Below are 12,204 nucleotides of genomic sequence, written 5' to 3' on the forward strand. Positions count from 1 at the left end.
GTGCGGTCGCCCGGGAAGCAACTTCAGTCCCGGTGCCTTGATGAGTCTAGCGGATGGTTGGCAGTGGTGCGTTCCGGTTTTCCCGCAACGGCGATCACGAGGTGCGGGGGACGAGGGTCAGCAGGGACGCCTCGGGCGGGCAGCAGAAGCGGAACGGGGCCGTCGGGGAGGTCCCCAGCCCCGCGGACACATGCAGCCAGGCGCCGTTGTGGCGGTGCAGCCCCTTGGCGCGGGACCGGTCGATGCCGCAGTTGGTGGCCAGCGCGCCGTAGAAGGGGGCGCAGACCTGGCCGCCGTGGGTGTGCCCGGCCAGCAGCAGGTCATAGCCGTCGGCGGCGAAGCGGTCCAGGTTGCGGGGCTCGGGAGAGTGCATGACGCCCACGTGGAGGTCGGCCTGGGGATCGACGGGCCCGGCGATCCGGTCGTAGCGGTCGCGGTTGACGTGAGAGTCGTCGATGCCGCCGAACTCCACATCCAGCCCGCCGGCCTTCAGGCGGCCGATCCGGTTGTTGAGGTCCAGCCAGCCGGCCGCCGTCAACGCCGCGCCCAGTTCCCGGTAGGGCAGGTCGGGCAGGCGCTGGCGGCGCCGGTAGTCGGCCTGGCTGGTCCGCCACAGATAGCGCAGCGGGTTCTTCAGCACCGGGGAATACAGGTCGTTGGAGCCGTAGACGAACACCCCGGGGCGGTCCAGCAGCGGGCCCAGGGCGTCCAGGAGCGGGCCGATGACCTCGCGGTGGGAGATGTTGTCGCCGGTGTTGACCACCAGGTCGGGTTCCAGCTCGTCCAGGGTGCGGATCCAGCGCGCCAGCCGCTTGCGGCCCGGGGTCAGGTGCACGTCGGACAGGTGCAGCACCTTGATGGAGGGCCGGCCGGGGGGCAGCACGGGAACCTCGAGCCGGCGCAGGTGGAACCAGTTCCGCTCGATCAGCGAGGCATAGCCGAACGTGGCGGCACCGGCGGCCACCATCCCCAGCGGTATGGCGTGTAGCTTGCGCACGGTTTTCTCCTACCAGCCCGGCCTTCCCGAGGTTTCCATGCTGTCAGAGATGCGCCGGTCTGCCGAATGGACCTTTTCGCCCACTGCTTCCCCAGATGGTGCACAAAGGGCATCACGGCTCGGCGCAGGAGCAGTCCCCTAGGGGAACGATGGCCCTGGGTTGGAACAGGTTCGCCCCGGCGTCCCGCTAATGGGGATGAGCCGCCCGGACCACTGCGGGCATGATGGTCGTCATGAGTGCTCTCAAGGCGAAGCTGGAAGCCGACCTCTCGGCCGCGATGAAGGCACGCGACGAGCTGCGCACCCGCACGCTGCGCATGGCGCTGACGGCGGTGCGCAACGAGGAGGTGGCCGGCAAGCAGGCCCGGGAGCTCAGCGACGACGAGATCATCAAGGTGCTGACGCGGGAGGTCAAAAAGCGCCGGGAGGCGGCCGAGGCGTTCGCCGGCGCCGGCCGGGCCGAGCAGGCCCGGGCCGAGCGCGCAGAAAGCGAGGTGCTGGCCGGGTACCTGCCCGCCCAGCTGTCGGACGAGGAGCTGACGGCCCTGGTCGCCGAGGTGATCGCGCAGACCGGCGCCTCCGGCCCCAAGGCGATGGGCCAGGTCATGAAGGCCATCGGCCCCAAGGTCGCCGGCCGCGCCGAAGGCTCCCGGGTGGCCGCCGAGGTCAAGCGCCAGCTGACCGCCTGACCGGCCGGCCCGGCGGTCAGGCCCTTGCACGCGGAAAGGCCCCGGCGGCGCGCGCCGCCGGGGCCTCATGCGGTCTTCCTCAGGCCGCCCGGCCGGGGAGGGTCAGTCCTCCCAGGGCCACCGGAAGCCCTCGTTGCGTTCGGGACGGCCGCGGTCCCGGCCGCTGCTGATGTAGAGCATCACCTTGCCGCCCGGCTCGATTTCGTCACCGGGGCCGGGCGAGGTGGTGGCCACCGTGCCCCGCGGCCGGTCCGACGGCACCCGCCTGGGCACGATCTCCCACGTCAGCCCGGCGCGCCGGAGGATGGCGATGGCCTCGCGGACCCGGCGGCCCCGCACGTCCGGGACCTCCTCGGTGTCGCCGAAGTCGCGGGCGGGGGTGTTGAAGGACGGGGCGGGCTCCCCGGCCAGGGCGCCGCGCATGCTGGCCGCCCAGATCGGCGCCGGGATGGTGGCGCCGTAGACGCCGTAGACCTTGTACTTCCACGGGCCGCGGTAGTCCCAGTAGGCGACCGCGGCGGCCAGGTTGGGGGTGTGCCCGGCGAACGCGGCGCAGGTGAACGCCTCACAGGTGCCGGTCTTGCCCGCGGCGGGCCGGCCGATGCCGTGGCCCTTGGCGGTGCCCTTGGTCAGCACGCCCTGCAGGATCTCGTTGACCTTGTCGGCCACGTCCTGGGAGACCGCCTGGCGGCACTCCTTCTTGGGCAGCTTGAGCTTCTTGCCGTCCGGGCCGACGACCTCGGTGACGGCCACCGGCTCGCAGTACTTGCCGCGGGCGGCGAACCCGGCGTACGCGGCGGCCAGGTGCACCATGTCGACCTCGTTGACGCCGAGCACCTGGGACATGACCTGCTTGAGGGGCTGGCCGTTGCCCTGCTTCATCCCGAACCGCTCGGCCATCTTGACCGCGTCGCACAGTCCCACCCGCTTTTGCAGCTGGGCGTAGAAGGTGTTGACCGACAGCCAGGTGCCGGTCTTGAGGTTGTAGGGGCCGTTCTCGGCCGGGTCGGCGTTGCCGACGTTCCAGCCGTGGTGGACGTTGCCCTCGCAGTCGGTGAACCCGCCGATCACCATCCGGCTGGGCGAGTGGATGCTGGTGCGGACCGGGATGCCCTCCTCCAGCGCCGCGGCCAGCGTGAAGGTCTTGAACGTCGAGCCGGCCGACACGCCCACGCCGCCGCCGTGCTGGGCGTCGGCGGCCAGGTTGAGGGTGGTCTTGCCCTTGCCGGCGCCGAACTGCTTGCTGGCCCCCATCGCCTTGATGTGCCCGGTGCCCGGCTGCACCATGGCCTCGGCGGCGACCTTGTTGCTGGTCGGCGAGACCCGGCTGCGCAGCGCCCGGTCCAGCGCGTTCTGCGCCTTCATGTCCAGCGTGGTGCGGATGACGTACCCGCCGCGCTTGAGCCGGCTCTCCACCTCGGCCTGACGCTCCTTGGACAGCTTCCAGTACTTGCCGTCCGAGAGGATCTGGTACATCTCGTACCGGACGTACTCGCAGAAGAAGGGGGCCTTGCTGGTCTCGCAGCCGCCGACGGGCTTGTCCTCGTTCAGCTCGATCGGCTGGGCCGCCGCCTTCTCGGCCTCCTCCCTGGTGATCATGTTGAGCTCCGCCATGCGGTACAGGACGGTGTCCCGCCGCTGGCGCGCCGCCTTGGGGTGCAGCTTGGGGTCGTAGGCGCTGGGGTTCTGGGTGATGCCGGCCAGCAGCGCGGCCTCCGGGAGGGCCAGTTTGGAGGCGGGCTTGCTGAACCAGCGCTTGGCGGCGGCCTGCACGCCGTAGGCGCCGCCGCCGAAGTAGGCGATGTTCAGGTACCCCTCGAGGATCTCGTCCTTGGTCATCGTCTCCTCGAGGTGCAGCGCGTACCGCAGCTCGTTGATCTTGCGCTGCAGCGTCGGAGCGGTGGCCGCGCGGTACTCCTCGTCGGTCTTGGCGTTCTCCACCAGCAGGTTCTTGACGTACTGCTGGGTGAGGGTGGAGCCGCCCTGGCGGGTCTCACCGCCGCTGCTGGCGTTGTTGACCAGCGCGCGGAGGGTGCCCTTGAGGTCGAGGGCGCCGTGCTCGTAGAAGCGGGAGTCCTCGATGGCGATGACCGCTTTCCTCATGATCGGGGCGATCTGGTCCAGCCGCACCGACTCGCGGTACTTGTCGAAGAACACCGCCACCTGGTTGCCGCGGGCGTCGTAGACCACCGTCTTCTCCGGCGGCGGCGCCGTGTTGAGCTCGGCGTCCATGTTCTGGAAGCCGTTGGCGGCGTCCCGCGCGGTCAGCCCCGCGCCGCCCACCCCCGGCAGCGCGATGAACGCGACCAGCACGCCGGCCACCACGCCCGCCCCCAGCAGCCGCATGAGCTGGGCGAAGGCGTTCCTCCGACCCTCTTTTTGCGCAAGCACGGGATCTACGGTACCCGCGGATGCCCCATACTTCCGGATCGGTCGCCCGAGCTGGGCTCGCGCACAAGTCCCCCGGCCGGGCCAGTGAGACGGGGCGGGGCGCTTCTACCACAGAGGGGTGACTAGTCCGTTCCGGAGGGATGGCCCGGGCGGGCTATATCGAGAATGGGCCCATCGGGGACTGTTGGAACCGTCCTTACTTCCGTAAGTTCTTCCCCACGGCTTTCGTTTGGCGGCCTGACGTCCGCGCCCGTCCGGCCAATGGAGCGCAATCGACACAGCAGACCCTAGGGGAGTGGGGCCAGATGTGGATCACGGATTGGACCGCCCGTGCCGCCTGCCGTAACGCGGACCCGGACGCCTTGTTCGTGCAAGGTGCGGCCCAGAACCGAGCAAAGCTGATCTGCCGGGGCTGCCCGGTGCGGACCGAGTGCCTGGCGGACGCTCTGGACAACAAGATCGAGTTCGGTGTCTGGGGCGGGATGACCGAGCGCGAGCGCCGGGCTCTGCTGCGGCGGCGGCCGGACGTTTCCTCCTGGCGAGCGCTGCTGGAGACGGCCAAGGAGGAGTATGAGCGGTCCGTGGAGAAGCGGAACGCGCTGGTCGCCAGCTGACGGCACCGCAGACCGGCCGGTGAACCTGTTCATCGCGGGCCGCTGGAAGTGCACGTGCGGATCACAGCACGCTGAGAGCTAGCGTGATCAGGGGCCGTATCCGTGACGGGTGCGGCCCCTGATCGTGTCTGCGCGGTTCCGCCGCCGCACGATCCGGCGCGCCCGAGGCAGTGCGGTGTCACAGAGGTGACGGCCGCGCGGTGGCCGGATGTGGCCATGATCGTTTACTCGGCTCGGCCGCCGGTCAGAGTTCCACAGCCCACCCGCCGGCAATGGACTAGGCAATTTTGACTATTTTTCTCCCTAGTACTAGGTTTCAAGCCCTCTGACGGACTCATCCCGTCCAGCGCCCTGCGCGCACCGTTTGGGGCGAGCGCCCGGCTCGGTCAGGCGGGCTTGGCGGCGGAGGTCCACTTGGCGGCCAGGTCGGCGCCCACCCGGCGCAGCCCCTCCAGATCGTGGACGTCCTCCGACTGGGCGGGCACGACGGCCACCGGGACGGTGGGGTGGGCCGAGGTGAAATGCTCCCGCAGCCGCTCCTGGCGGGCGGCCAGCTGCCTGCGGTCGGCGTGCAGCCGCAGCAGGGCGGCGGTCAGCGGGTGCTCGCCGCGCTCCTCCAGCATCTCGGCCGCCGCCAGGCTGCGGGCGGCCGTGGGAGTGCCGGGATCGACCGTCTGCATCCGGTTGATGACGATCCCGGCCAGCGGCATGCGCTCTTCGGCCAGCCGCTCCACGAAGTAGGACGCCTCCCGCAGCGCGTCCGTCTCCGGGGCCGCCACCACCAGGAACGCCGTGCCGGGGGTCTGCAGCAGGCGGTAGGTCTTCTCGGCGCGCTCCCGAAAGCCGCCGAACATCGTCTCGAAGGCCGCCACGAACGTCTGCACGTCCCGCAGCAGCTGCAGCCCGATCACCTTGTTGAGCACGCCGGCGAACATGCCGAACCCGGCGGTGAACACCTTCACCCCCAGCCGGCCTCCGGTGCGGGCCGGCGCCACCAGGATCTTCATGAACCGGCTGTCGAGGAACCGGCCCATCCGCTCCGGCGCGTCCAGGAAGTCCAGCGCGTTCCGCGACGGCGGGGTGTCCACGACGATGAGGTCCCAGGCGCCGGAGCGGTGCAGCTGCCCCAGCTTCTCCATCGCCATGTACTCCTGCGTCCCCGACAGGCTGGACGACAGCGACTGGTAGAAGGGGTTGGCCAGGATCTGCTTGGCCCGATCCGGGTCGGCGTGCGCCTCGACGATCTCGTCGAAGGTGCGCTTCATGTCGAGCATCATGGCGTGCAGCTCGCCGTCGCCCGCGATGCCCTCGATGCGGCGCGGGTTGTTGTCCAGCTCCGTCAATCCCATCGACTGGGCCAGCCGCTTGGCCGGGTCCACGGTCAGCACCACCACGTCCCGGCCGCGTTCGGCGGCGCGCAGCCCGATCGCCGCGGCGGTGGTGGTCTTGCCCACGCCGCCCGACCCGCAGCACACGATGATCTTCGTGCGGGGGTCGTCGATCAGCGCGTCGACGTCCAGCACCGGCGGGGTCCTGTGGGCGCTCATGGGCTCCTCACTGGGTCGTGGTCGAGGCCGCGGGGCTTTCGGACGGGGTCAGGCCGCCCCCTGCTCGCGGAGGGCGTCGGCCAGGTCGTACAGCCCGGCCAGGTCCACTCCGTCCGGCAGCAGCGGCAGCACGTACTTGGGGTGCGGCAGCGCGGCCAGCCGCTCCTTCTCGCGCGCCTGCAGCGCCATGCGCCTGGCGTGGTCGGCGGCCTCGGCGGCCAGGACGCGGGCGATCTGCTCGGCGTCGTGCTCCAGCCCGGCGGCCTTGAGCCCGCGGACGATCTCGTCGGCGTCCAGCCGCCCGGCCGCGGCCGCGGCCAGCGCTTCGGCGTCCAGCATCGGCGGGTGCTCCATGTTGATGATGACGCCGCCCACCGGCAGCCCCACGTCCTTCAGCTCCTGGATGCCGTCCAGGGTCTCCTGGACCGGCATCTCCTCCAGGAGCGTCACAAAGTGCACCGCCGTCTCGGGGCTGCGCACCACCCGCATCACCATGTCGGCGTGGTTGCGCACCGGCCCGACCTTGGCCAGCCCGGAGACCTCCTCGCTGACGTTGAGGAACTTGGTGATCCGCCCGGTCGGCGGGGCGTCCATCACCACCGCGTCGTAGACGAACGAGCCGTCGGGCCGCTTGCGGCGCACGGCCTCGCTCGTCTTGCCGGTCAAGATGACATCGCGCAGGCCCGGGGCGATCGTGGTGACGAAGTCGACCACGCCAAGGCGGCTCATCGCCTTCCCGGCGCGCTTGAGGTTGTAGAACATCTCCAGGTACTCGATGAGCGCCTCTTCGGTGTCCACCGCCAGGGCGTACACATCGCCCCCGTCCGGGGCGATGGCGACCTTGCGCTCCTCGTACGGCAGCGGCGGGCAGTCGAAGAGCTGGGCGATGCCCTGGCGGCCCTCGACCTCCACCAACAGGACGTTGCGTCCGCCCGCGGCCAGCGCCAGCGCGAGCGCGGCCGCCACGGTCGTCTTGCCGACGCCGCCCTTGCCGGTGACGACGTGCAGCCGGACGCCGTCCCAATCGGTGTCTCTCGCGCTCACTCGATTCACAATATCGCTCGGTCAGCGGCGGCTCCGGGCCGCACCCGGTCGTATGCAAGTAATCCCTGACACAGCCCTCCCGGCCCTCCGGAAAGCACTACCCGGTCTCTCCAGAGCTTCCCTCCCCGCCCCAGGGGCACCCTGAACCTCACAGATCAGGCATTTCCCGCAGTGCGCGTTCTGTACCGGTCATGAGGGGACGACAAGGACGCCGGTGGCCAGGAAACGGTCGATGGCCTCCGCATAGGCGGTGCCGTCCAGGGCGGGGGCCCTGCCGGCGTCGCCCATGACCACGACGACATCGCCCGTCCTGCCCTCGGTCCGCATCTTGTCGATCAGCCGCCAGGCGGCCCACAGGCAGGTTCCGGTGGAGCCTCCGGCGGTGATCCCGGTCAACGACCGCAGGTGGGCCAGCGCCCCGGCGGCGGCCGCGTCCGGGACCGGCACGACCAGATCGACCACGGACGGCAGGAAGCCGGGCTCCATGCGCGGCCGGCCGATGCCCTCGATGCGCGAGGGCATGCCGGTGGCGTAGTCGGACGCGCCACTGACCCACCCGGGGAAGTACGCGGAGTTCTCCGGGTCGGCCACCGCCAGGCGGGTCCGGTGGCCGTGGTAGCGCAGATGACGCCCGATCGTCGCGGACGTCGCGCCGGTCCCGGCCCCCGTCACGATCCACTCCGGCGGACGCGCACACCCCCGGAGGATCTCCGCGGCGATGTTGCCCGCCTCGCCGCGCCAGTCGATGACGTGGGCCGCGACCGCGAAGTGGTCCAGGTAGTGGCCGCCGATGTCGGCGGCCAGCCGCCGGGCCTCCCGGTAGATCGCGACGGGCGGGTGGTGGGGATGGCAGCGTCCGCCGGCGGCCTCGATCTCGGCGATCTTCTCGGGCCGGGTCGATCGGGGAACGACCGCGATGAAATCCAGCCCCAGCAGGCGAGCGAAATACGCCCCCGCCTTGGCGGCCGGTCCCGCCGAGGCCATCACCACCGTGTCCCCCTCGGCGATCTGCCCCGCCGCCAGGGCGTGGACGAACGCCGCTCCCAGCAGCCTGTGCTTGACGCTGCCCGAGGGCTGTGCCGACTCGTCCTTCAGATACAGCCCGACCCCCCACTCGGGAGGCAGCGGCACTTCCCGCAACGGCGTGACGACCGTGTCCTGCTCCACTCGAGCGATGGCGGCGGCCGCCCATGCCCGCGAAGACTCCACGGGCCGCAGCGTAACCGCGGCCTTGGGCCCGGGCACGAGATTCGTCCGGGGGCGTCAGCGGCCCAAAGGGACGGGCTCGAGAACCCCGCCGCAGATCAGGAGTTGTCGATCTCGCGGATGATCTGGCCGCCGAGCTCGCGCTTGATCAACTCCATCCCGGTGAGCGCCGCCTCGGCATCGGCGTCGGCGTCGCCTTCCGGATCGACCTCATCGACCTCGTCGAACGGTGCGCTGGGCGGGGGCGGAGGCGGCTCGTCCGGCGGCGGAGGGGGCGGCGGAGGCTGGGGCGGGCCGGCCACCGGTTCGGGCCGGGTGGGCGCGGGCGCCGCAGCGGGTGGAGCCGCCGGCGCGGCCGGGGCCGGGCGGGTGAACGGGGCCGGTGACACGGGCGCCGCCTGGCGGGCGGCCGGGGCGGCACCGGCCAGCACGGTGTCGATTCGCCAGTCCACCCCGAAGAACTCCCGGAAGACCTCGCGCAGCACGGTGTCCCGGCGGCCGTTGACGAAGTTGGTGCGGGCGCCGGGGACCTCGAAGGCGAGGGTGAGCAGGTTGCCTTCCAGGGAGACCGGCTGGACCCCGGACATGATCGACGTCCAGGCGACCTTGCTCTTTTTCTTGACGGCCTCGACGATGTTCGGCCACGCCTGCCGGACCGCCGCCACATCCGGGCCGCCACCTGCCGGGGCGTTGCTCGACGCCGGTGCGGGCGGGGAGGGCGCGCCCCACCGGTTATCCACAGAACGGTTTTCGGCTCCCGGTGCCGGGATCCCGCCACCCACACTGGGGGTGGCAGCGGCCCCCCAGCCCGCTCCGCCGGGACGCGGGGCAGCGGGCACGGCCTGTACCGGGGCCGGGGAGGCCCCAGCGCTCTGGTTGGACGGTCCTTGGGCGGGGGGTTCTGGCGCAGGCGGTCGGGAAGGAGCAGTCGGGTATGCGGAAGGAGCTTGCCGGCTCGCCGATTCGGCGGACGGCCATGCGGGTGCGGCAGCAGGCGCGGCCAGCCCTTGCGGCGCAGGGGCGCTCGGGGCCGGCGCACCGGTTGCAGGGGAAGCTCCGCCCGTGACCGTCGTGCCGATACCGCCCTGGGCGATCCGCTGTTCCAGCTGCTCCAGGCGGGCCAGCAGGGACCTTTCGTCCTGGTAGGCGGCCGGCAGCAGGATCCGGGCGCACACCAGCTCCAGTGCCAGGCGCGGCGAGGTCGCCCCGCGCATCTCCCGCAGCCCGGCGTGCAGCAGGTCCGCCGCCCGCGACAGCGTCGCCGCGCCCATGGCAGACGCCTGGCGCTGCATCTGCTCCAACTCGTCGGGCGGCACATCCAGCAGTCCGGTGGAGCCCGCCTCCGGGACGTTCGCCAAGATCACCAGGTCGCGGACCCGTTCCAGCAGGTCCGTGGCGAACCGGCGGGGGTCCTGGCCGCTTTCGATCACCCGGTCGATCGCGGCGAACACCGCGGCCCCGTCGCGGGCCGCGAACGCGTCCACCACCTCGTTCAGCAGCGCCGAGTCGGTGTAGCCCAACAGCGACACCGCCCGCGCGTAGGTGATGCCGGACTCGTCGGCGCCGGCCACCAGCTGGTCCAGGATCGACAGGGTGTCGCGGGCCGAGCCCGCCCCGGCCCGCACCACCAGCGGCAGCGCGGCCGGCTCGTACGGCACTCCCTCGCTCTGGAGGACCTCCTCCACCAGCTCCCGCAGCGTCCCCGGCGGCAGCAGCCGGAACGGGTAGTGGTGGGTCCGCGACCGGATGGTCCCGATGACCTTGTCGGGCTCGGTGGTGGCGAAGACGAACTTCAGGTGCGGCGGCGGCTCCTCCACCAGCTTCAGCAGCGCGTTGAAGCCGCCGGTGGTGACCATGTGCGCCTCGTCGATGATGTAGACCTTAAAGCGCGCGGACACCGGGGCGAAGAAGGCCCGTTCCCGCAGGTCACGAGCGTCGTCGATGCCCCCGTGCGAGGCGGCGTCGATCTCGATGACGTCGATGTGGCCGCTGCCGCCGGGGCCGAGCGCCACACACGATTCGCACTTGCCGCACGGGTCGGGAGTGGGGCCCTGCTCGCAGTTGAGCGAGCGGGCCAGGATCCGGGCACTGGAGGTCTTGCCGCAACCCCGCGGGCCGCTGAACAGGTAGGCGTGGTTGATGCGGCCGTTGCGCAGTGCCTGCTGCAAGGGCTCGGCGACGTGCTCCTGCCCCTTCAGCTCGGCGAACGTCGCTGGCCGGTACTTGCGGTACAGAGCCAGGCTCATCGGGGGTCCGTCCAGTGAGAGAGAAAGGACCCCCCGCACACCCGCCAGAGCCTGCTTATCCTTGCTGCCTTCCGGCCCTGGGGAGGTTCACAGGATGACGCCATGCGAGGGGTCACCCCTGAGTCTATGTCATCCGGCCTCCCCCTGGGCACCACTCCCGTCCCTCATCCGGCTCCCCCGCCGGCGAATCCACCGGGAACGGGCGCTGGGCGCGGCTTTTCGGGAGGTGGTTACGCTGGCGGCCCATGGGTGAGATCTTCCATATCGCCGATCGCGCCGTGTGGGACGCCGCCCGGGCCGAAGGCGGCCCCTACGAGGGGTCGACCAGGGGCCGCACCTTCGCCGAAGAGGGCTTCATCCACTGCTGCGGCTCCGAAGAGCAGATCGCCGGGGTGGTGCACCGGTACTACCGCGACGCGGCGCCGGAGGATCTCGTGCTGCTGGTGATCGACCCCACCGGCCTGGACGTCCGCTACGAGAGGGTCGGGGACGACACGTTTCCCCACGTCTACCAGCCCTTGCCACTCACTTCCGTAATTGATGTCAGGTCTGTGCTCGAAACCAGGTAGGCTTTGCCGTGGAGGATTCGCCTAGCGGCCTAGGGCGCACGCTTGGAAAGCGTGTTGGTGGCAACGCCTCGCGAGTTCGAATCTCGCATCCTCCGCCATGCCTGAACAGGCAGAACGTGTAGGCCGGCACCCCATGGGGTGCCGGCCTACACGCGTCCTGTGCCCCCTTCGGCCGTGGCGGGACGCCGCCGAGTCCTCCTCCGGGGTTCTTGTCCGGGCGTTCGCGCGGCGGACACGCTCCCTTGCGTGCGTGCACGGATCCATGCGTGGTGGGCCGCCTGAGGGCGGTCTTCCCGAACGTGCGCGCAGCAGGCTGACGCAGACAGGCCGCCCGGTCAGGGCGGCCGAAGTGTCCGTGGGCCGATCCCGCCGGGCGGCACGTCCGACCCACAGGGAGCGAACCCATGACACGGCACCGGCGGCGCGTCATCTTCTCCGGCATCAAACCCAGCGGGCGGCTGACCCTCGGCAACTACCCAGGCGCCCTGCGGCACTTCGTGGCCGCCCAGCACACCGGCCTGTGCATCTTCTCGGTGGTCGATCTGCACGCCCTGACCGTCGAGCACGACCCGGCGCGGCTGCGCGCCCTCACCCGGCAGACGGCGCTGCTGGAGATCCTCGGCGGCTGCCTCGGCGAAGGGGACCTGCAGGCGCCGGCGGAACGCTACTCGTCCTACAGCGCCCTCAAGCGGGACGTCACAGACGCCGTGATCACCCTGCTGGAGCCTCTGCAGGCCCGCCATGCCGAACTGGCCGCCGACCGGGCGGAGCCGGAGGCGGTGCTGCGCCGGGGCGCCGAACGGGCCGCCGGGCTCGCCTCCTCGACCCTCACAGCCGCCAAGCACGCCATCGGCCTGGCCGCATGACCGGCACCCCCCTGAACGGCCCTCATCCCCGCGGC

10 protein-coding genes, 1 tRNA gene and 1 other RNA gene are annotated in these 12,204 nt (G+C 71.2%); 5 read left to right on the forward strand and 7 right to left on the reverse strand.

What is annotated here, in order from left to right:
- Positions 1-94: 94 nt before the first annotated feature.
- The gene (locus tag TCUR_RS24095) at positions 95-967 is read right to left on the reverse strand and encodes a metallophosphoesterase (protein WP_052305732.1); all 873 of its coding nucleotides are present in this window, start codon (positions 965-967) and stop codon (positions 95-97) included.
- Positions 968-1,230: 263 nt separating this feature from the next.
- On the opposite strand from TCUR_RS24095, the gene TCUR_RS24100 reads away from it, so the two are divergent.
- The gene (locus tag TCUR_RS24100) at positions 1,231-1,686 is read left to right on the forward strand and encodes a GatB/YqeY domain-containing protein (RefSeq protein WP_041442932.1); all 456 of its coding nucleotides are present in this window, start codon (positions 1,231-1,233) and stop codon (positions 1,684-1,686) included.
- Between the two features lie 102 nt (positions 1,687-1,788).
- Here TCUR_RS24100 and TCUR_RS24105 read toward each other — a convergent pair whose 3' ends face one another.
- Positions 1,789-4,077 (reverse strand): penicillin-binding protein, encoded by a 2,289-nt coding sequence (locus tag TCUR_RS24105; protein WP_148233122.1) that lies wholly within the window; start codon positions 4,075-4,077, stop codon positions 1,789-1,791.
- A 305-nt stretch (positions 4,078-4,382) separates the two neighbouring features.
- Here TCUR_RS24105 and TCUR_RS24110 point away from each other — a divergent pair, with 305 nt between their 5' ends.
- Entirely contained in the window at positions 4,383-4,691 is a 309-nt protein-coding gene (locus tag TCUR_RS24110; RefSeq protein ID WP_041440384.1) for a WhiB family transcriptional regulator, read from the forward strand.
- Between the two features lie 386 nt (positions 4,692-5,077).
- Here the strand turns inward: TCUR_RS24110 and bagB are convergent, their stop codons facing one another.
- From bagB to ffs, 5 genes are all read right to left on the reverse strand, one after another.
- Complete coding sequence (gene bagB / locus TCUR_RS24115; RefSeq protein ID WP_012855220.1) at positions 5,078-6,238, reverse strand: ATPase BagB; 1,161 nt, start codon at positions 6,236-6,238, stop codon at positions 5,078-5,080.
- A 48-nt stretch (positions 6,239-6,286) separates the two neighbouring features.
- Entirely contained in the window at positions 6,287-7,282 is a 996-nt protein-coding gene (gene bagA, locus TCUR_RS24120; protein ID WP_041440385.1) for an ATPase BagA, read from the reverse strand.
- A gap of 189 nt (positions 7,283-7,471) precedes the next feature.
- Positions 7,472-8,491, reverse strand: a complete 1,020-nt coding sequence (locus tag TCUR_RS24125; RefSeq protein WP_245536936.1) for a pyridoxal-phosphate dependent enzyme — start codon at positions 8,489-8,491, stop codon at positions 7,472-7,474.
- A 95-nt stretch (positions 8,492-8,586) separates the two neighbouring features.
- Positions 8,587-10,734 (reverse strand): DNA polymerase III subunit gamma and tau, encoded by a 2,148-nt coding sequence (locus TCUR_RS24130; RefSeq protein WP_012855223.1) that lies wholly within the window; start codon positions 10,732-10,734, stop codon positions 8,587-8,589.
- A 21-nt stretch (positions 10,735-10,755) separates the two neighbouring features.
- Positions 10,756-10,851: signal recognition particle sRNA small type (gene ffs, locus TCUR_RS25940), an RNA gene on the reverse strand.
- Between the two features lie 128 nt (positions 10,852-10,979).
- Here ffs and TCUR_RS24135 point away from each other — a divergent pair.
- From TCUR_RS24135 to TCUR_RS24145, 3 genes are all read left to right on the forward strand, one after another.
- Positions 10,980-11,303 (forward strand): DUF952 domain-containing protein, encoded by a 324-nt coding sequence (locus TCUR_RS24135; RefSeq protein ID WP_012855224.1) that lies wholly within the window; start codon positions 10,980-10,982, stop codon positions 11,301-11,303.
- A 10-nt stretch (positions 11,304-11,313) separates the two neighbouring features.
- Positions 11,314-11,401 (forward strand) — tRNA-Ser (locus TCUR_RS24140).
- A gap of 306 nt (positions 11,402-11,707) precedes the next feature.
- Positions 11,708-12,169 (forward strand): hypothetical protein, encoded by a 462-nt coding sequence (locus tag TCUR_RS24145; RefSeq protein ID WP_012855225.1) that lies wholly within the window; start codon positions 11,708-11,710, stop codon positions 12,167-12,169.
- Positions 12,170-12,204: the final 35 nt, after the last annotated feature.

It is taken from the genome of Thermomonospora curvata DSM 43183, from assembly GCF_000024385.1.
GTDB lineage: Bacteria > Actinomycetota > Actinomycetes > Streptosporangiales > Streptosporangiaceae > Thermomonospora > Thermomonospora curvata.

Coding starts and splice junctions, on each gene's coding strand:
- TCUR_RS24130 (WP_012855223.1), bottom strand. CDS start 10,734: ATGAGCCTGGCTCTGTACCGCAAGTACCGGCCAGCGACGTTCGCCGAG.
- bagB (WP_012855220.1), bottom strand. CDS start 6,238: ATGAGCGCCCACAGGACCCCGCCGGTGCTGGACGTCGACGCGCTGATC.
- TCUR_RS24100 (WP_041442932.1), top strand. CDS start 1,231: ATGAGTGCTCTCAAGGCGAAGCTGGAAGCCGACCTCTCGGCCGCGATG.
- TCUR_RS24145 (WP_012855225.1), top strand. CDS start 11,708: ATGACACGGCACCGGCGGCGCGTCATCTTCTCCGGCATCAAACCCAGC.
- TCUR_RS24095 (WP_052305732.1), bottom strand. CDS start 967: ATGGTGGCCGCCGGTGCCGCCACGTTCGGCTATGCCTCGCTGATCGAG.
- TCUR_RS24110 (WP_041440384.1), top strand. CDS start 4,383: ATGTGGATCACGGATTGGACCGCCCGTGCCGCCTGCCGTAACGCGGAC.
- TCUR_RS24135 (WP_012855224.1), top strand. CDS start 10,980: ATGGGTGAGATCTTCCATATCGCCGATCGCGCCGTGTGGGACGCCGCC.